Below are 16690 nucleotides of genomic sequence, written 5' to 3'. Positions count from 1 at the left end.
GACATGAACGACCCGCGCAAAGGCAACGACGCCGAACCCACGACTCACTTCGGTTACCAGCAGGTCCCCGAAAGCCAGAAGGCAGACAAGGTCGCCGAGGTATTCCACTCGGTTGCGGCCAAGTACGACCTGATGAACGACCTGATGTCCGGTGGCGTCCACCGCCTGTGGAAGCGCTTCACCATCGAGCTGTCCGGCGTGCGTCCGGGCAACCGTGTGCTGGACATCGCTGGCGGTACCGGCGACCTCACCCGTCAGTTCTCGCGCCTGGTGGGCGTGACCGGCGAAGTGGTGCTGGCCGACATCAACGCCTCGATGCTCAAGGTGGGCCGCGACAAGCTGCTGGACAGTGGCGTGGCCGGAAACGTCAGCTTCGTCCAGGCCAATGCCGAGAAGCTGCCCTTCCCCGACAATCACTTCGACGTGGTCACCATCGCCTTCGGCCTGCGCAACGTCACCCACAAGGACGAAGCCATTCGTTCCATGCTGCGGGTGCTCAAGCCGGGCGGTCGCCTGCTGGTGCTGGAGTTCTCCAAACCCACCAGCGGCCTGCTGTCCAAGGCTTATGACGCCTACTCCTTCAGCCTCCTGCCGCTGATGGGCAAGCTGATCACCAACGACGCCGAAAGCTACCGCTACCTGGCCGAGTCGATCCGCATGCACCCGGACCAGGAGACCCTCAAGGCGATGATGTCCGAAGCCGGCTTCGAACGCGTCACCTACCACAACATGACCGGCGGCATCGTCGCCCTGCATCGCGGCATCAAGCCCTGATGCTGACCCAGGCGCTGCTGGCCGGTATCGAGCTCGGCCTGAACAGGGTGCTCGCCCTGGACAGCACCGCGTTGCCGCGCATGTCCGCACTGGAAGGCAGCGTCATCGAGGTCGATTGCCAGAGCCCGGCGCTGACCCTCTTCCTGCTCCCCGGCGGCGATGGCCTGAAGCTCTCCGCCCATTGGTCCGCTCCCGCCGATTGCCGCCTGCGGGCGCCCGCCAGCAGCCTGCTGAAGCTGGCCACCACGCGGGAAAAGACCGCCGTCCTGCACAGCCCCGAAGTCACCCTGGAAGGCGACAGCGCCGTGCTGCTCGAACTGGCAGCCATCCTCCAGGACCTCGAACTGGACTGGGAATACGAGCTGTCTCGCTGGCTCGGCCCGGTCGGCACGCAATTGCTCGCCGGCCACCTGAGGAGCCGCGCCAGCTGGGCCGGACAGGGGCTGGACAACCTGCGGCAGAACCTCGCCGACTACCTGGCCGAAGAGTCGCGCACACTGGTGGGCCGCCGCGAAGCCGACGCACGCTTCGCCGAACTGGACCGCCTCAAGCTCGCCCTCGACCGCCTCGATGCCCGCGTCGAGCGCCTGAACCAGAGAACCAAGCCCAACGCATGAAGCTGCTCGCCGCCCGCCGCCTGCTGCGCATCCAGCAGGTCGTCATCCGCTACCGACTCGATGACCTGCTGCTCGAACTGCCGCTGCCCTGGTGGCTGCGCACGCTGAGCTACGCCCTGCCCTGGCGCTGGCTGCCACGCAAGGAACTGCCGCTATCCCGTGGTGCGCGCCTGCGCCTGGCGTTGGAAGACCTCGGTCCGATCTTCATCAAGTTCGGCCAGTTGCTGTCCACTCGCCGCGACCTGATGCCGCCCGACATCGCCGACGAACTGGCCCGCCTGCAAGACCAGGTACCGCCGTTCGCGCCGGAAAAGGCCGTCGCGCGTATCGAGGAACAACTGGGGGCCAAGGTCAGCGAGGTGTTCGCCCGCTTCGACGTCGAGCCACTGGCCTCGGCCTCGGTGGCCCAGGTCCACGCCGCCCAGCTGAAAAGCGGCGAAGAAGTGGTGGTGAAAGTGATCCGCCCGAACCTGCGGCCGATCATCCGCCAGGACCTCGCCTGGCTGTTCCTCCTCGCCCGCCTGGCCGAACGCGTGTCCGCCGACGCCCGCCGCTTGCGCCCGGTGGAGGTGGTGGACGACTACGAGAAGACCATCTACGACGAGCTCGACCTGCTGCGCGAGGCGGCCAACTCCAGCCAGTTGCGACGCAACTTCGACGACTCGCCACTGCTCTACGTGCCCCAGGTCTACTGGGACTGGTGCCGCCCCAAGGTACTGGTGATGGAACGTATCTACGGCATCCCGGTGACTGACATGACCACCCTTGCCGACCAGCGTACCGACATGAAGCTGCTGGCCGAGCGCGGCGTGGAAATCTTCTTCACCCAGGTGTTCCGCGACAGCTTCTTCCACGCCGACATGCACCCCGGCAACATCTTCGTGGCCACCCGCCAGCCCTGGAACCCGCAGTACATTGCCATCGACTGCGGGATCATCGGCAGCCTCACCCCCGAGGACCAGGATTACCTCGCCCGCAACCTGATCGCCTTCTTCAAGCGCGACTACCGCCGCGTGGCCCAGCTGCACATCGACTCCGGCTGGGTGCCGGCAGAAACCAGGGTCAACGACTTCGAAGCGGCCATTCGTACCGTCTGCGAACCCATCTTCGAGAAGCCGCTGAAAGACATCTCCTTCGGCCAGTTGCTGCTGCGCCTGTTCCAGACCGCCCGCCGCTTCAACATGGAAGTCCAGCCGCAGCTCGTGCTGTTGCAAAAGACCCTGCTGAACATCGAAGGCCTGGGCCGCCAGCTCTACCCGGACCTGGACCTCTGGACCACTGCCCAGCCGTTCCTCGAACGCTGGATGCGCGAGCGCGTCAGCCCCCTGCAACTGCTGCGTAACCTGCAGCAACAGGCCGAGCAGGTGCCACACCTGTCGCAGATCGCCCGTGACACCCTGGAGCGTCTGGCCAAGCCCACCAGCGCACCGCAGAAGACCGAGCAGCCGGTAAGCGTCCAGTGGCCGGCACGCCTGCTCGGCGCGCTGCTGGTCGCCGGCGCCGCAACCCAGGGCCTGGCGCCCACCGCCGAAACCTGGCCGAGCTGGCTGATGCTGGCCGGCGGTCTATATCTGGTGCTGCGCCGATAGCCAGCCCGGAGCGGCACTGGCACACTATTTCGATTCGAGCGCCGGTCCTGTGGGGCCGGCCCAGTTGTGGATGACACGATGAAAGACTGGCTGGAAGAGATTCACTGGAACGCCGAAGGCCTGGTGCCGGCGATCGCCCAGGACCACAAGACAGGCCGCGTACTGATGATGGCCTGGATGAACCGCGAAGCCCTTGCCCTTACCGTCGCCGAAAACCGCGCCATCTACTGGTCACGCTCCCGTGCCAAGCTCTGGCGCAAGGGCGAGGAATCCGGCCATGTACAGCAACTCCACGAGCTGCGCCTGGACTGTGACGCCGACGTCGTCATCCTGCTGGTCGAACAGCTGGGCGGCATCGCCTGCCATACTGGGCGCGAAAGCTGCTTCTACCGCGTCTACGAGGATGGCGGCTGGAAGACCGTCGACCCCGTGCTCAAGGACCCGCATGCCATCTACGCCGCAGGACACAGCCATGAGTGATACTCTCGCCCGCCTGGCCGAGGTACTCGAAGAGCGCAAGAACTCCGCGCCCGACAGCTCCTACGTCGCCAGCCTGTACCACAAGGGCCTGAACAAGATTCTGGAGAAGGTCGGGGAAGAGGCGGTGGAAACCATACTCGCCGCCAAGGATGCCGCCACCAGCGGCGATGCCAGCGACCTGATCTACGAAACCGCCGACCTCTGGTTCCACAGCCTGGTCATGCTCGCCGCCCTCGGCCAGCACCCCCAGGCCGTACTCGATGAACTGGACCGTCGCTTTGGCCTGTCCGGGCACGCCGAAAAGGCCGCCCGCCAGCCATCCGCCTGACAAAGACAATCAAGAGGAACACACCATGGGCATCTTCGACTGGAAACACTGGCTGGTCATTCTCATCGTCGTCGTGCTGGTCTTCGGCACCAAGCGCCTGAAGAACCTCGGCTCCGACGTTGGCGAAGCCATCAAGGGCTTCCGCAAGGCCATGAACACCGAGGAAGCCGACAAGGCCCCCGAGCAGACCACCGCCCAGCAATCCGGCACCCCGCTGAACCAGCCGCACACCATCGACGGCCAGGCGCAGCAAGTGCAGGACCCGGTGACCCGCAAGGACTGATGCCCCATGTTCGGTATCAGCTTCGGTGAACTGCTGCTGATCGGCCTGATCGCCCTCCTGGTGCTCGGGCCTGAACGGCTGCCTGGCGCGGCGCGCACCGCCGGCCTCTGGATCGGCCGTCTCAAGCGCAGCTTCAATGCGATCAAGACCGAGGTCGAGCGCGAGATCGGCGCCGACGAAATCCGTCGCCAGCTGCATAACGAACACATCATGGCGCTGGAGAAGCAGATCAAGGAGAGCATCGTGCCTCCGACGGTCGAATCCCTGCTGTCCGATTCCGAATCTGAAAGCGCTGCACCGGCCGCCGCGCCCGCGAGCCAGACACCCGCCAGTCCGGCGGCTCCCGCTGCTCCCGTAGCGCCGGCACAAGCTCCCGCGACCAGCGCGCCCACTCAGAACCCAACCGCCCAACCCGCGCCCGCCCAGTCGTCCGCCTCCACGGCGACCACCCCGACAGCGCCGGCTGCGCCCCAGGCCCCCGTCGAACCGCAACAGCCGTCCCGCACCCCATGAGCGACCAGAAGCCGGAACAAGACCAGGAAATGCCCCTGGTCTCGCACCTCACCGAACTGCGTACACGCCTGTTGCGCTGCGTAGCGGCGATCTTCCTGATCTTCGCCGGCCTGTTCTACTTCGCGCAGAAGATCTACACCCTGGTCTCGGCGCCCCTGCGCCAGTACCTGCCGGAAGGCGCGACCATGATCGCCACCGACGTGGCCTCGCCCTTCCTCACCCCGTTCAAGCTGACCATGGTGGTGGCGCTGTTCCTCGCCATGCCGGTGATCCTGCACCAGGTCTGGGGCTTCATCGCCCCCGGCCTGTACAAGCACGAAAAACGCATCGCCCTGCCGCTGCTGGTGTCGAGCATCGTGCTGTTCTACGGCGGCATGGCCTTCGCCTACTTCCTGGTGTTCCCGCTGATCTTCCACTTCTTCGCCAGCGTGACGCCTGAAGGTGTGTCGATGATGACCGACATCACCAGCTACCTCGATTTCGTGATGACGCTGTTCTTCGCCTTCGGCGTCGCCTTCGAAATCCCCGTGGCAGTGGTGCTGCTGATCTGGATCGGCGTGGTCGACGTTGCCTACCTCAAGCGCATCCGTCCCTACGTGGTCATCGGTTGCTTCGTGGTGGGCATGGTCCTGACTCCGCCGGACATCTTCTCCCAGACTCTGCTGGCCGTGCCCATGTGGCTGCTGTTCGAGGTCGGCGTGTTCTTCGGCGGCCTGATCCGCAAGCGCGGCGACCATCCGGAAGACGACACCGAAGAGCCCGGCGACCAACCGCCCGCCACCCGCCCGTGAACCTGCTCCTTCTCGAAGACGGCGACTTCGTCGCGGCGGACCGCGTGCGCCTGGAAGGCCGGCGCCTCAAGCACCTGCATGAAGTCCATCGTGCCGAGGAAGGCGACAGCCTGCGGGTCGGCCGCCTCGGCGGCCAGATGGGCCAGGGACGCCTGCTCAGCCTCGAAACTGCCTGCGCCGAGCTGGAAGTGAGCTTCGACCAGCCACCGCCAGCCAAGCTGCCCCTCACCCTGCTGCTGGCCCTGCCACGGCCGAAAATGCTCCGCCGCGTGTTCCAGACGGTCGCCGCCATGGGCGTGCCGCGCCTGGTGCTGTTGAACAGCTACCGCGTGGAGAAGAGCTTCTGGCAGACCCCCTTCCTCGAACCTGCGGCCATTCGCGAGCAACTGATCCTGGGCCTTGAACAGGCGCGGGATACCGTCCTGCCCGAAGTGGTCATCGAAAAGCGCTTCAAGCCTTTCGTCGAGGACCGCCTGCCGCAGCTCGCCGCGGGCACCCTGGGGCTGGTGGGCCACCCCGGCAACTACCCGCCCTGCCCACGCGCAGTGAACGAGCCCATCACCCTGGCCATCGGCCCGGAAGGCGGCTGGATTCCCTACGAAGTGGAGAAGCTGCACGAAGCCGGCCTGCAGCCCGTGCAACTCGGCGAACGCATCCTGCGTGTGGAAACGGCGGTCACCGCCCTGCTCGCCCGGCTTTTCTGAGACGACGAAGCGACTTCAAGCGCGCGGTTTCCCTGCCGATAGCAGGAGTATTCCAGGCGGCCTCTCGCCCGCCATGCTCGCAAAGGAGTGCTCCGCATGTTCCGCTGGTTCAGCAACATCAGCGTCAACCTCAAGCTCGCCACAGGCTTCGGCCTGGTCCTACTGCTGACCGTCCTGATCACCCTTACCGGCTGGCTCGCCCTCAGCAGCACCATCGAACGCGGTGAAAAGTTGAGCGAGAGCGCGAGCTTGAGCGAACTGACCAAGGACCTGCGCATCAATCGCATGCAGTTCCAGATCAAGCAGGACCCGGCCGTCGCCGCGGCGGTGAACGACAGCCTCAAGGCACTGGAAGACCTTGGCAGTCACCTCTCCAGCGTCCTTCTAGACCCCCAGGACCGCGCTCTCGTCGCCGAGCAGGGCAGCGCCACCCGCAACTACCAGAACGCCTTTGCGCAGCTCGTACAGGCCTATCAGGCCCGTGAAGCGGCCCGCGCCAAGCTGGGCACGAGCGCTGACCAGGCGGTGGCGGTGATCGACCAGATCGAGCGACGCATCCTCGACGACATCACCCTCGACGACAGCGGCCGCCTCGCGCAGTACCGCACCCTCGTCCAGCTTCGTCTGTCCGTGCAGCAGGCCCGTTTCCAGGTGCGCGGTTATACCTTCAGCAGCGACCCGAACCTCGAAGAAGCCGCCCTGACGGCGGTGGACGGCGCGCTCTCGGCGGTGGCCAAGCTCGGCGAAACCATTGGCAGCGACGACGCAGACCTGGGCAAGGTCAGCGTTTCCCTGAAGGCCTACCGGGCAGCGATAGTCGAATTCCGCAGCGCCACCGACAGCACTGGCGCCCACCTGGAAACCATGCGTGGCCTGGGCGAAAAGCTCATGCAGGTCAGCAGCTCGCTGGTCGAACGGCAAACCGACAAGCGCAATCACGAAACCGGCACCACCCGCAGCCTGCTGCTGACGGCCCTGCTCCTGGCGCTGCTCATCGGCATCGGCGCTGCCCTGGTCATCACCCGGCAGATCGTCCGTCCCCTGCAGCGCACCCTGGGCGCCGCAGAACGCATTGCCGCCGGCGACCTCAGCGAAGACCTGCACGCGGACCGCAACGACGAACTCGGCCAATTGCAGGGCAGCATGCAGCGCATGACCCTGAACCTGCGCCAGCTGATCGGCCAGATCCGCGACGGCGTCGTCCAGATCGCCAGCGCGGCCGAACAGCTCTCGGCAGTCACCGGGCAGACCAGCGCCGGGGTCAACAACCAGAAGGTGGAAACCGACCAGGTTGCCACCGCCATGAATGAGATGGCTGCCACCGTGCAGGAAGTCGCGCGTAATGCCGAACAGGCCTCCGAAGCGGCCAGCGCGGCCGATCGCCAGGCGAAGGAAGGCGAGACCGCGGTCAACGATGCCGTCGCCCAGATGGATAAACTGGCGGCCGAGGTAGGCCGTTCCAACGACGCCGTCGACCGCCTCAAGCAGGAGAGCGAGAAGATCGGCAGCGTGCTCGATGTGATCAAGTCGGTGGCCGAGCAGACCAACCTGCTGGCCCTTAACGCCGCCATCGAGGCCGCCCGCGCGGGCGAAGCCGGACGCGGCTTTGCCGTGGTGGCCGACGAAGTGCGCGGCCTGGCGCAGCGCACGCAGCAGTCCACCAAGGAAATCGAGGAGCTGATCGACGGCCTGCAGAGCGGCACCCAGCACGCCGCGAGTCTGATGGACACCAGCCGCAGCCTGACCGACAGCACCGTCGAACTGACCCGCCGCGCCGGAAGGCGGCTCAGCGCAATCGCCCAGGCGGTTTCCACCATCCAGGCGATGAACCAGCAGATCGCGGCGGCCGCAGAGCAGCAGGGCGCCGTTGCCGACGAAATCAACCGCAGCGTGGTCAACGTGCGCGATATTTCCGAGCAGACCGCGTCCGCCAGCGAGGAGACGGCCGCTTCCAGTAGCGAACTGGCGCGCCTGGGCAACGAACTGCAGGCGACCGTCAGCCGCTTCCGTATCTGACAATTCCCCGGGCTTGGAGGTAGGATCCGGTCATGTTTCCTGCCTTCGAGTGTCCGCCATGCGCCCGTTGACCATCGACCTCGACCAAATCGCCTTCGCCCTCAATACCGAGGGTCTCGATCACTACCTCGACCTGCTTAGCGGCAAGGTCCTGCTGATTCCCGAAGAAGACGCCGACCCCGAACTGGAAACCCTGCTGCGGGAAGAGCCGGAGCGCTTCCTGCTGGTGGAGCCGCTGGGCCAGGGCGACGAGCTGCGGCTGATGCAGGAGTTCCTCCATGAAGTGGTCCACCCCCACGCCTATTCCGCCCTGGAACAGGCCCTGACGGGCCGCAAACCCGCCCGCAGCTTCCGCCATGTGCTGATGGAGTACCCGGTACTGCTGGAGGCCTGGCACCAGTTCGAAGCCGCCCGGCTGCGCGAACTGGCCCAGGACTGGCTGGAAGAGAACGAACTGCAGCCGGCGAAGCCGCTGCACTGAGCCCGTTATGGGGCTCGGGAAGGCCGTAGGTTGTGGCTGAGGTCACGAAGCCCAACATTGCGGACGCCGAGCTTGGCTTTGTTGGGCTTCGCTCCGCTCAGCCACAACCTACAAAAGGCCAGCTCCGCCTGCCTGATCAGATCCGTAGGATGGGTGGAGCGAAGCGATACCCATCAAAAAAGGCCGGTCGGATAGTCCGAACCGGCCTTCATTTTCTCTTCCCGGAGGGGTAACTCAAACCCCACCTTCGTCACGTGCCTGCAGGGACGATTGCACCGCCTCCCTCTCCCCGGCCCCTCTCCCTGAAGGGAGAGGGGCGCATGTCCGTGCCAATCCGCAGAATTGCGCGCCAGGGTGGGGCGCCGTTGGTGGATCGGTGAAGCGTGATCCACCCTACTCCGAGCTTTACAGCACCTGCCGCAGGAAGCTCTGCGCGCGCGGGTCCTGGGGCTTGTCGAAGAACTGCGCGGGTGGTGCGTCTTCCAGTAGCTTGCCGTGGTCGAAGAACAGCACCCGGTCGGCTACTTCGCGGGCGAAGCCCATTTCGTGGGTCACGCAGACCATGGTCATGCCTTCCTGGGCGAGCTGCTTCATCACGTCCAGCACTTCGCCGACCATCTCCGGGTCCAGCGCCGAAGTCGGCTCGTCGAACAGCATCACCTTGGGCTCCATGCATAGGGCGCGGGCGATGGCCACGCGTTGCTGCTGGCCGCCGGACAGGCGCGAGGGGTACTCGTTGGCCTTCTGCGCGATGCCGACCTTGGCCAGCAGCGCCTGGGCCTTGGCCTCGCGCTCGGCCTTGCCGCGCTTGCGGACGACCTTCTGCGCCAGGCAGAGGTTCTCCAGCACGGTCATGTGCGGGAACAGGTTGAAGTGCTGGAACACCATGCCCACTTCGCGGCGGTAGGCGTTCACGTCGGTCTTCGGATTGGCGAGGTCGACGCCGTCGATGCTCACCGAACCGGAATCCAGCTCCTCCAAGCCGTTGAGGCAGCGCAGGAAGGTGGACTTGCCGGAGCCCGACGGGCCAATCACCACCACTACTTCGCCACGCTTCACCTGCGTGGTGACGTTATCCACAGCCCGCACCTCTTGGCCGCGAGCATCGAAGACTTTCACCAGGTTTCGGACTTCAATCACTTTTCCCGAGCCTCCGCTCCAGACGGCTGGCGATTTGCGACAGCGGCAGGTTGATGACGAGGTACAGCGCAGCGACGCAGAACCAGATCTCGAAGGTGGAGAAGGAGGTCGTGATCGCCTCGCGGCCGCTCTTGGTCAGTTCGGTGATGGCGATGACCGACACCAGCGAGGTGTCCTTGACCAGGCTGATGAACTGCCCGGCCAGCGGCGGCAGCACGCGCTTGAACGCCTGCGGCAGGATCACGTGGCGCATGGACTGGCCCGCGTTCAGGCCCAGCGAGCGCGCCGCCTCGTTCTGGCCACGGGCGATGGACTGCACGCCGGCACGGACGATTTCGCCGACGTAGGCGCCGGTGAACAACGCCAGCGCCGCCACCCCGGCGAACTCGCGGGAAAGGTTCAGCACGGTGCCGATGAAGAAGTAGAAGATGAAGATCTGCACCAGCAGCGGAGTACCGCGCACCAGTTCGACGTAAACGGTGGACAGGTCGCGCAGCGTGGGGTTGTCCGACAGGCGGCAGAGGCCGGTAAACAGGCCGATCAGCAGGCCGAAAGCGCCGGACACCACGGATATCCACAGGGTGGTCCAGAGGCCCCAGAGCAGCGGGCCGGCGGTCCAATGGCGGGTCACGCCGATCTGGTCGCCTTCGGAAACGTCATCGCCCTGGCTCACCTGCAGGCTGTCACGGGCCACTTCCAGCACCTGCTCCTCACCGCCCTCGGCGGTCAGGGTCACGCGGGCGTTGTCGCCGGCGTCGGCGATGGCGCTGACGGTGCTGTAATCGGCAGCGCGCTGGCTTTCCTCCGCCTGGTAGGCGAAGTACTGAGGCACGCGATTCCAGCGCCATTCGTAGGAAATCAGTGAGGTGGAGTACCAGAGTCCCCAGCCAATCACGACCAGGATCAGACCGGTCAGGATGTGCCAGGGCCAGTTACGGCGATGTTTTCTAGTCAAGGTAAATCTCGCTCATGGCGGGGAACAAAAGGCAGGCCCGGCCTTGTGGGCCGGGCCTGTCGCAACCAACACTGGCCCTGAGGCCGGTGCGGGCTTATTCCATCTCTTTAAGCCAGTCGGTCTTCTTGAACCACTTGGCGTGGATACGCTCGTAGGTGCCGTCGTTGCGGACCTGATGCATCCAGTTGTTGACCCAGTTCAGGCTGTCGTAGTCGCCCTTCTTCAGGCCGAAGGCCAGGGGTTCGAAGGTGAAGGGCTCTTCCAGGAACACCAGCTTGCCGGCACCGGCCTTGTTCACGGCCACCACGTTGTACGGGGCGTCGTAGATGAAGGCGTCGGCCTTGCCGTTGACCACGTCCATCACCGCTTCCTGCTCGTTGTCGAAGCCGTGGTACTGGGCCTTGGAGATCAGCTTCTTGGCGACCATTTCGCCGGTGGTGCCGATCTTGGAGGTGATGCGGAATTTGCCATCGTTCAGGTCCTTGTAGGACTTGATCTCACCTTGCAGCTCCTTGCGGATCAGCAGGGTCTGGCCGACCACGATGAAGGGCTCGGAGAAGTTGATGCGCAGGTTGCGCTCCTGGGTCAGGGTCATGCCGGAGCCGATCATGTCGAACTTGTCGGTCAGCAGGGCCGGGATGATGCCGTCGTAGCTCGTGGATACCAGTTCCAGCTTGACGCCCATGGCCTTGGCCATGGCCTTGAGCAGGTCGACTTCGAAGCCGATGATCTCACCACGCTTGTTGGTCATTTCGAAGGGCATGTAGGTCGGGTCCATGCCGACGCGCAGGGTGCCGCGCTTGACTGCATCATCGACCATGCCAGCGTGGGCCAGACCGGTCAGGGCGCTGGCGGCGAACAGCAAAGACGCGAGAAACTTTTTCATTCCTTCTCCTAATGGGGCGGCTCGTTGAAAAACGTTAACGACGCAGTCAAGGCGACGCCTCGGCAACGCAGGTAGCGTTTCAAGAGCCTGCCAACGGGGCAGATCGTTGTTGTTGTCCAGCCCACGAACGACGGGGCATGGCGCGCATGCTAAACCGCATCTCCGTGGATGGCGAGTCGCAAGAAGCAGATATCGGGCCAGCTCAGCTTTCGAGCAGGAAAGTGACCGGACCGTCGTTGATCAGGTGCACCTGCATGTTGGCGCCGAAGCGGCCGGTGGCCACCTGCGGATGCTTGAGGCGGGCCTGTGCCACGAGGTAGTCGAACAGCTCCTCACCGCGCGCCGGAGATGCTGCGGTAGAGAAACTCGGGCGCAGGCCGCTCTTGGTATCGGCGGCCAGCGTGAACTGGGAGACCAGCAACAGGCCGCCGCCAACGGCGCCGAGGGACAGGTTCATCTTGCCCTCGGCATCGGCGAATACGCGGTAGTTGACCAGTTTGTGCAGCAGTTTGTCGGCGCTGGCCTCGGTGTCCTGGGGCTCGACGCCCACCAGCACCAGCAGGCCCTGGTCAATGGCGCCAACCACCTCACTTTCCACTTCAACGCGGGCGGCACTGACCCGTTGCAGCAGTGCCTTCATCAGGCGTCTTCCTCGGGCGGCAGCTCCAGCAGGCGGCGGGCCATCTGGTTGGTCGCGCGCACCAGGGCGTCGGTGATGCCGGCCTCGGCGGCCGCGTGGCCAGCATCGCGGACGATCTGCAGTTCGCTGTTCGGCCAGGTCTTATGCAGGGCCCAGGCGTTGTCCAAGGGGCAGATGGCGTCATAGCGGCCATGCACGATCACACCCGGCAGGTGGGCGATGCGCGGCATGTCGCGGAGCAGTTGGTTAGGCTCGAGGAAGGCGTTGTTGACGAAGTAGTGGCACTCGATGCGGGCGATGGACAGGGCGCGCATCGGCTCGCTGAAGCGCTCCACCACGGGCGCGCTCGGACGCAGGGTGGCGGTGCGGCCTTCCCAGGTAGACCAGGCCTTGGCCGCGTGCATCTGGGCGATCTGGTCAGGGCCGGTCAGACGCTTGTAGAAGGCCTGCATCAGGTCGCCGTGTTCCTCGGCCGGAATCGGTGCCAGGTAGTCTTCCCAGTAGTCCGGGAACATCCGGCTGCAGCCTTCCTGGTAGAACCAGTGGAAGTCCTCCGGCCGGCACAGGAAGATGCCGCGCAGGATCAGGCCGTGCACGCGTTCCGGATGCGCCTGGGCATACGCCAGGGACAGGGTGGAGCCCCAGGAACCGCCAAACAGCACCCACTTGTCGATCCCCAGGTGCTGGCGGATGCGCTCAAGGTCGGCCACCAGGTCCCAGGTGGTGTTCTTTTCCAGGCTCGCGTGGGGTGTGGAGCGGCCACAGCCACGCTGGTCGAAGGTGACGATGCGATACAGGTTCGGATCGAAGAAGCGCCGGCTCATGGCGTCGCAGCCGGCCCCCGGGCCACCGTGGATGAACACCACCGGCAAGCCTTCCGGCGTACCACTTTCATCCACATAGAGCACGTGCGGCGCATCCACCGCCAGCTCGTGCCGGGCGTAGGGTTTTATCTCCGGATACAAAGTCTGCATTCTGGGCTCCCGAAACTGTGCGTAAGGTCGACCCCTGGACGAGTCCGGCCTTCTAATCTGCCGGGCATCATAACGAGGAAAAAGGAGTTCAGCATGCTACTCAGGAAGATCGCTCTGCCGACGCTCTGCGTACTGGCAATCCTAGCCGGTTGTGGCCGGAGCGACCCGGCCGCGGAGCTGGATGCAGCAGTGCAACAACTGCAGGACAACCTCGAATCGAAGAAAACCGCCGCGGTGCTGGAGCAGTTGCACCCGCAGTTCATCGCCCAGCAGCAGAACGACCGTGACTGGGCCAAACGCACCATGACCCTGCTGTTCATGCGCCACAAGAATGTCAGCGTGATCGCCCTCGGCAAGGCCAACAGCCTGGACCCGACCTACCGCGAAAAAGGCTATACCGACGCCCAGGTCGCCCTCACTGGCGCCGAGGGGCTGATTCCCGACAGCGCCCGGCACTATGGGGTGAAGCTGGAATGGTGGCTCGACGACGGCGAGTGGAAACTCGCCCGGCTGGACTGGCAATGAGCGCGCCACTTACCCACCGCATCCGCGCCGCCGGCCTGCTGGTGCGTGATGGCCGCATCCTGCTGGTCAGGCACGAAGTGGGCGACGACACCTACTGGATACCGCCGGGCGGCGGCTTCGAATCGGTCAAGGACGAATGCACCCGTGACACCGTGCGCCGCGAGTTCATGGAGGAGACGGGGCTGGAGGTGGACGTCGGCCCGTTGGTCTACGTCCGCGAATTCGCCGAGCCGGCCATGGGCCGCTTCCACATGGAGCTGTTCTACCGGATCGACGCCTGGCGCGGCGAACTCAGCCTGGCCAATCTGAGCGGCCTGGGAGGCGACGAGTTCGACATCAAGGAACTGGCCTGGATCAGCCGCGACGAGCTGGCCGCCCTGCCCTTCTACCCGGCCGAGCTGCTGGATGATGTCTGGGAGCGGGTCGCCGCCGAGGTCGTGGTGATCCGCCATCTCGGCCTGCAGCGCTAGAGCCCTTGGCTATCGTCGCAATCAGCTCTTGATCTGGAGTTCCGGGCTCACGGGACTAGCCTTGGGGGGGTGGGGGCTTCCACATTCGCGAGGACAGTCGCCATGCACCCGGACCTGTTGGAAACCGACTATCTGGTGATCGGCGCCGGCGCTGCGGCGATGGCCTTCGTCGACACGCTGCTCAGCGAATCCGACGCCACCGTGCTGATGGTGGACCGCCACGCCCAGCCCGGCGGCCACTGGAACGACGCCTACCCCTTCGTCCGGCTTCACCAGCCCTCGGCCTGCTACGGCGTGAATTCCCGTGAGTTGGGCAGTGGCAAGAAAGACAGCTCCGCGCTGGGGGAGAACCTCTACGAACTGGCCTCTGGTACGGAAATCCTCAGCTACTACGAGCAGGTGATGAATCAGCGGTTCCTGCCGTCGGGGCGCGTGCGCTACTTCCCCATGTGCGACTACGTCGGGGATCGCGCAGCGGATCATCGTTTCGTTTCCCTGCTTGGCGGCACGGAGTACCGGGTGCAGGTACGGCGGAAACTGGTCGACGCCACACACGCCCAGACCCAGGTGCCCTCCACACATCCACCGAAATACCGGGTGGCCACCGGGGTAACCTGCGTACCGCCCAACGAGCTGCCCCAGATCCGCCAGCCACATCCCGCCTATGTGGTGGTCGGCTCCGGCAAGACCGGCATCGATACCTGCCTGTGGCTGCTGCAGAACGGCGTGTCGCCGGGTTCGATCCACTGGATCATGCCCAGCGATCCCTGGCTGGTGGATCGCGCCACCCTGCAACCCGGCCTCGAGTACTTCGAGCAGAGCGTCCACGGTGTCACCGCGCAGTACTCGGCCCTTGGCGCCGCCACCTCGCTCGCAGACCTGTTCGACCGGCTTGAACAGTCGGGCCAGCTGCTGCGTATCGACCTCTCCGTCACGCCGCGGGCCTATCGCGGCGCCACAGTCACCCGAAGCGAGCTAAGCGCCCTGCGCGGTATCGAACACAAGGTACGGATGGGCCATGTCGAGGCGATCGAGCCGGGTAAGGTCATGCTGGAGGGCGGCAGCGTGGAGGTGCCCATGGGAGCCCTGTTCATCGACTGTAGCGCCAGCGCCCTGGCCGGATGGAAGGTGGCACAGGTGTTCGACGGAAACAGGATCAACCTGACCTTCGTCAGCAACAACCAGCCGGTGTTTTCAGCCGCCCTGATCGCCTACGTCGAATGCCACCTGGCCGACGACGCGGCGAAGAACGCCTGCTGCCAGCCGGTCCCGGTGCCACGGGTTCCAGAGGACTGGCTCAGGATCTGGGACGTCTACCTGGGCAACTTCCAGCGCTGGCGCGAAGACCAGGCCCTGACCCAGTGGTTGTTCAGCTCCCGCCTGTTCCTGATGACCACGGTGGTACGCGATGTCCGGCCCGACGACAGCGAGCGCCATGCCCTGCTCCACGAACTGACCCTCGCCAGGCAGCAGGCAGCGGTGAACCTGCCCCGGCTGATGGCGCTGCTCGCCTGAGCAGAAGACCTGGACATGGGCGCCCCGACGCTGGAAACCCTTACCGTCAACGGCATCCGCATGCGCGTCGCGATACAGGGCGATGGGCCAGTGGTGCTGCTCTGCCACGGGTTTCCGGAGCTGTGGTACGCCTGGCGGCACCAGCTCGACTCCCTTGCGGCGGCCGGCTTCAGGGCGGTCGCCCCGGACATGCGCGGCTACGGCGAAACTGACGCCCCGCAAGCCGTGGAGGCCTATTCCAGGCTGCACGTGGTCGGGGACATGGTGGACCTCATACGGGTGCTGGGAGAGCGCCAGGCGGTCATCGTGGGGCACGACTGGGGGGCCATGGTGGCCTGGGCCGCCGCCCTGCTGCGGCCGGACCTGTTTCGCGCGGTGATCGGCATGAGCGTGCCCTTCGCGCCGCCCGACCCGACGGACATCCTCAAGGTGCTGGAAGGCCGGGGCATCCAGGATTACTACATGCAGTACTTTCAGGCCCCCGGCGTGGCGGAAGCCGAACTGGAGCGGGATATCAGCGCAACCTTCCGCCGATTGCTCTACTGCGGTTCCGGTGATTGGCAGGGCCTGCCGGCATTCGGTCGCCTGCAGCCCGGCCAGGGCTTCCTCGGGCACATGAAAGAGCCCGACGTGCTACCGGCCTGGCTCACGGAGGACGACCTCGACTACTACGTGCAGGCATTCCGGCGCAGCGGTTTTCGCGGCGGGCTGAACTGGTACCGGACCATGCGCCTCTCCAGCGAACTCATGGCGCCGTGGCGCGGCAGCATCATCCGCCAGCCGTCGATGTTCATGGCCGGAAGCCGGGACTCGGTGCTCGGTTTCCCGGTGATTCCCCAGTTGATCGCCGCGTTTCCGAAAACGCTGCCCGGACTGCGGGAGTGCCACCTGCTCAATGGCGCCGGGCACTGGCTTCAACAGGAGCGGCCGGAGGAGGTCAGCGCGCTGATGCTGGACTTCCTCCGCGCCCTTTGAAGCAACGGCGGCACTCGCTGTTGCCTGTCAGGGT

20 protein-coding genes are annotated in these 16690 nt (G+C 65.3%); 15 read left to right on the top strand and 5 right to left on the bottom strand.

What is annotated here, in order from left to right; translation table 11 throughout:
* Nucleotides 1–3 precede the first annotated feature (3 nt).
* The 11 genes from ubiE (at nt 4) to E8F06_RS19835 (ending at nt 8576) form a co-directional block, all read left to right on the top strand.
* On the top strand, nt 4–774 hold the full coding sequence (ubiE, locus tag E8F06_RS19885) for a bifunctional demethylmenaquinone methyltransferase/2-methoxy-6-polyprenyl-1,4-benzoquinol methylase UbiE (protein WP_280370293.1): 771 nt from the start codon (nt 4–6) through the stop codon (nt 772–774).
* The gene (locus E8F06_RS19880) at nt 774–1391 is read left to right on the top strand and encodes an SCP2 sterol-binding domain-containing protein (protein WP_280370291.1); all 618 of its coding nucleotides are present in this window, start codon (nt 774–776) and stop codon (nt 1389–1391) included. Before ubiE ends, E8F06_RS19880 begins: the two co-directional genes overlap by 1 nt.
* Nucleotides 1388–2980: a ubiquinone biosynthesis regulatory protein kinase UbiB gene (ubiB, locus tag E8F06_RS19875; RefSeq protein WP_280370289.1), complete on the top strand. Its 1593-nt coding sequence runs from the start codon at nt 1388–1390 to the stop codon at nt 2978–2980. Before E8F06_RS19880 ends, ubiB begins: the two co-directional genes overlap by 4 nt.
* Nucleotides 2981–3058: 78 nt before the next feature.
* On the top strand, nt 3059–3460 hold the full coding sequence (gene hisI, locus E8F06_RS19870; RefSeq protein ID WP_280370288.1) for a phosphoribosyl-AMP cyclohydrolase: 402 nt from the start codon (nt 3059–3061) through the stop codon (nt 3458–3460).
* The gene (locus E8F06_RS19865; protein WP_151137849.1) at nt 3453–3788 is read left to right on the top strand and encodes a phosphoribosyl-ATP diphosphatase; all 336 of its coding nucleotides are present in this window, start codon (nt 3453–3455) and stop codon (nt 3786–3788) included. Before hisI ends, E8F06_RS19865 begins: the two co-directional genes overlap by 8 nt.
* A gap of 25 nt (nt 3789–3813) precedes the next feature.
* Nucleotides 3814–4071 carry a twin-arginine translocase TatA/TatE family subunit gene (locus E8F06_RS19860; protein ID WP_151137852.1) on the top strand — a complete coding sequence of 86 codons (258 nt, stop codon included), beginning with the start codon at nt 3814–3816 and terminating at the stop codon, nt 4069–4071.
* Nucleotides 4072–4077: 6 nt separating this feature from the next.
* Complete coding sequence (gene tatB / locus E8F06_RS19855; RefSeq protein WP_280370285.1) at nt 4078–4584, top strand: Sec-independent protein translocase protein TatB; 507 nt, start codon at nt 4078–4080, stop codon at nt 4582–4584.
* Complete coding sequence (gene tatC / locus E8F06_RS19850; RefSeq protein ID WP_280370283.1) at nt 4581–5375, top strand: twin-arginine translocase subunit TatC; 795 nt, start codon at nt 4581–4583, stop codon at nt 5373–5375. Before tatB ends, tatC begins: the two co-directional genes overlap by 4 nt.
* Nucleotides 5372–6079: a 16S rRNA (uracil(1498)-N(3))-methyltransferase gene (locus tag E8F06_RS19845; RefSeq protein WP_280370281.1), complete on the top strand. Its 708-nt coding sequence runs from the start codon at nt 5372–5374 to the stop codon at nt 6077–6079. Before tatC ends, E8F06_RS19845 begins: the two co-directional genes overlap by 4 nt.
* A 96-nt stretch (nt 6080–6175) precedes the next feature.
* On the top strand, nt 6176–8095 hold the full coding sequence (locus E8F06_RS19840) for a methyl-accepting chemotaxis protein (RefSeq protein WP_280370279.1): 1920 nt from the start codon (nt 6176–6178) through the stop codon (nt 8093–8095).
* Nucleotides 8096–8153: 58 nt separating this feature from the next.
* Entirely contained in the window at nt 8154–8576 is a 423-nt protein-coding gene (locus tag E8F06_RS19835; protein ID WP_190829742.1) for a UPF0158 family protein, read from the top strand.
* Nucleotides 8577–8981: 405 nt separating this feature from the next.
* On the opposite strand, the gene E8F06_RS19830 is transcribed toward E8F06_RS19835, so the two are convergent.
* From E8F06_RS19830 to pip, 5 genes are all read right to left on the bottom strand, one after another.
* A complete protein-coding gene (locus E8F06_RS19830) occupies nt 8982–9716 on the bottom strand; it encodes an amino acid ABC transporter ATP-binding protein (protein ID WP_179062526.1) in 735 nt (244 codons plus the stop codon).
* Nucleotides 9709–10671 (bottom strand): amino acid ABC transporter permease, encoded by a 963-nt coding sequence (locus tag E8F06_RS19825; protein ID WP_280370277.1) that lies wholly within the window; start codon nt 10669–10671, stop codon nt 9709–9711. Before E8F06_RS19825 ends, E8F06_RS19830 begins: the two co-directional genes overlap by 8 nt.
* A 94-nt stretch (nt 10672–10765) precedes the next feature.
* Entirely contained in the window at nt 10766–11557 is a 792-nt protein-coding gene (locus tag E8F06_RS19820) for a transporter substrate-binding domain-containing protein (protein ID WP_280370275.1), read from the bottom strand.
* A gap of 202 nt (nt 11558–11759) precedes the next feature.
* On the bottom strand, nt 11760–12197 hold the full coding sequence (gene dtd / locus E8F06_RS19815; protein WP_280370273.1) for a D-aminoacyl-tRNA deacylase: 438 nt from the start codon (nt 12195–12197) through the stop codon (nt 11760–11762).
* The gene (gene pip / locus E8F06_RS19810; protein WP_280370271.1) at nt 12197–13171 is read right to left on the bottom strand and encodes a prolyl aminopeptidase; all 975 of its coding nucleotides are present in this window, start codon (nt 13169–13171) and stop codon (nt 12197–12199) included. Before pip ends, dtd begins: the two co-directional genes overlap by 1 nt.
* Before the next feature lie 93 nt (nt 13172–13264).
* Here pip and E8F06_RS19805 point away from each other — a divergent pair, with 93 nt between their 5' ends.
* The 4 genes from E8F06_RS19805 (at nt 13265) to E8F06_RS19790 (ending at nt 16656) form a co-directional block, all read left to right on the top strand.
* Nucleotides 13265–13696, top strand: coding sequence for a hypothetical protein (locus E8F06_RS19805; protein ID WP_280370269.1), 432 nt, complete (start codon nt 13265–13267; stop codon nt 13694–13696).
* Complete coding sequence (locus E8F06_RS19800; protein ID WP_280370267.1) at nt 13693–14166, top strand: NUDIX domain-containing protein; 474 nt, start codon at nt 13693–13695, stop codon at nt 14164–14166. Before E8F06_RS19805 ends, E8F06_RS19800 begins: the two co-directional genes overlap by 4 nt.
* Before the next feature lie 102 nt (nt 14167–14268).
* Nucleotides 14269–15681 carry an NAD(P)/FAD-dependent oxidoreductase gene (locus E8F06_RS19795; protein WP_280370265.1) on the top strand — a complete coding sequence of 471 codons (1413 nt, stop codon included), beginning with the start codon at nt 14269–14271 and terminating at the stop codon, nt 15679–15681.
* A gap of 15 nt (nt 15682–15696) precedes the next feature.
* The gene (locus tag E8F06_RS19790; protein ID WP_280370263.1) at nt 15697–16656 is read left to right on the top strand and encodes an alpha/beta hydrolase; all 960 of its coding nucleotides are present in this window, start codon (nt 15697–15699) and stop codon (nt 16654–16656) included.
* Nucleotides 16657–16690 lie beyond the last annotated feature (34 nt).

This window comes from Pseudomonas sp. BN411 (assembly GCF_029871235.1).
Classification (GTDB): domain Bacteria; phylum Pseudomonadota; class Gammaproteobacteria; order Pseudomonadales; family Pseudomonadaceae; genus Metapseudomonas.
The sequence above is the reverse complement of the archived record's forward strand: the minus strand, read 5'-3'. Positions and strand labels throughout refer to the sequence as shown.

What these genes read in the sequence shown, in the direction of transcription:
- ubiE (WP_280370293.1), top strand. Translation starts at nt 4, where the DNA reads ATGAACGACCCGCGCAAAGGCAACGACGCCGAACCCACGACTCACTTC.
- E8F06_RS19835 (WP_190829742.1), top strand. Translation starts at nt 8,154, where the DNA reads ATGCGCCCGTTGACCATCGACCTCGACCAAATCGCCTTCGCCCTCAAT.
- E8F06_RS19790 (WP_280370263.1), top strand. Translation starts at nt 15,697, where the DNA reads ATGGGCGCCCCGACGCTGGAAACCCTTACCGTCAACGGCATCCGCATG.
- E8F06_RS19820 (WP_280370275.1), bottom strand. Translation starts at nt 11,557, where the DNA reads ATGAAAAAGTTTCTCGCGTCTTTGCTGTTCGCCGCCAGCGCCCTGACC.
- dtd (WP_280370273.1), bottom strand. Translation starts at nt 12,197, where the DNA reads ATGAAGGCACTGCTGCAACGGGTCAGTGCCGCCCGCGTTGAAGTGGAA.
- E8F06_RS19795 (WP_280370265.1), top strand. Translation starts at nt 14,269, where the DNA reads ATGCACCCGGACCTGTTGGAAACCGACTATCTGGTGATCGGCGCCGGC.
- pip (WP_280370271.1), bottom strand. Translation starts at nt 13,171, where the DNA reads ATGCAGACTTTGTATCCGGAGATAAAACCCTACGCCCGGCACGAGCTG.
- E8F06_RS19805 (WP_280370269.1), top strand. Translation starts at nt 13,265, where the DNA reads ATGCTACTCAGGAAGATCGCTCTGCCGACGCTCTGCGTACTGGCAATC.
- ubiB (WP_280370289.1), top strand. Translation starts at nt 1,388, where the DNA reads ATGAAGCTGCTCGCCGCCCGCCGCCTGCTGCGCATCCAGCAGGTCGTC.
- E8F06_RS19860 (WP_151137852.1), top strand. Translation starts at nt 3,814, where the DNA reads ATGGGCATCTTCGACTGGAAACACTGGCTGGTCATTCTCATCGTCGTC.
- E8F06_RS19865 (WP_151137849.1), top strand. Translation starts at nt 3,453, where the DNA reads ATGAGTGATACTCTCGCCCGCCTGGCCGAGGTACTCGAAGAGCGCAAG.
- E8F06_RS19880 (WP_280370291.1), top strand. Translation starts at nt 774, where the DNA reads ATGCTGACCCAGGCGCTGCTGGCCGGTATCGAGCTCGGCCTGAACAGG.
- hisI (WP_280370288.1), top strand. Translation starts at nt 3,059, where the DNA reads ATGAAAGACTGGCTGGAAGAGATTCACTGGAACGCCGAAGGCCTGGTG.
- E8F06_RS19840 (WP_280370279.1), top strand. Translation starts at nt 6,176, where the DNA reads ATGTTCCGCTGGTTCAGCAACATCAGCGTCAACCTCAAGCTCGCCACA.
- tatC (WP_280370283.1), top strand. Translation starts at nt 4,581, where the DNA reads ATGAGCGACCAGAAGCCGGAACAAGACCAGGAAATGCCCCTGGTCTCG.
- tatB (WP_280370285.1), top strand. Translation starts at nt 4,078, where the DNA reads ATGTTCGGTATCAGCTTCGGTGAACTGCTGCTGATCGGCCTGATCGCC.
- E8F06_RS19800 (WP_280370267.1), top strand. Translation starts at nt 13,693, where the DNA reads ATGAGCGCGCCACTTACCCACCGCATCCGCGCCGCCGGCCTGCTGGTG.